The 493-nt window shown below is 72.6% G+C and carries 1 protein-coding gene; it reads left to right on the top strand.

The features are described 5' to 3' along the window. A partial coding sequence (locus tag CQZ88_RS19615) for a condensation domain-containing protein (protein ID WP_146034335.1) occupies window positions 1-493 on the top strand: 493 nt, incomplete at both ends.

Below are 493 nucleotides of genomic sequence, written 5' to 3'. Positions count from 1 at the left end.
GATGACCGGCCACGACGAGGTGATGCTCAGCCTGCCCGTCTCGGCCCGCACCACCGCCACGCTGCGCCGCTCCGGGGGCATGCTCGCCAACGTGGTGCCGCTGCGGTTGCGCACCGACGCCGCCACCGTCGCCGCCGTGATCGCCGCGGCGGAACTCGAGCTGACCGGGGCACTGCGCCGCCAGCGGTACCGGCAGGAGGACATCGCCCGCGACCTCGGTCTCACCGGCGATCACGCCGCCGGGTTCGGCCCCTCGGTCAACCTCATGCTGTTCGACCACCGGGTCCGGCTCGGCGCGCTCACCGGGCGGGTCCACGTGCTCACCTCCGGGCTCATCGAGGACCTGTTCGTCAACCTCTATCCGGGCGGCCACAGCACGCACCTCGACTTCCAGGCCAACCCCAACCTGTACGACCGGGACGAGCTCGCCGCGCACCACCGGCGGTTCCTCGCGTTCCTGCACCGTTTCGCCACCGCCGCACCCGACCGGCGT

Source organism: Rhodococcus sp. ENV425 (assembly GCF_002887785.1).
Lineage (GTDB): Bacteria > Actinomycetota > Actinomycetes > Mycobacteriales > Mycobacteriaceae > Rhodococcus > Rhodococcus aetherivorans.
This window is presented reverse-complemented; position numbering and strand designations above follow the sequence as displayed.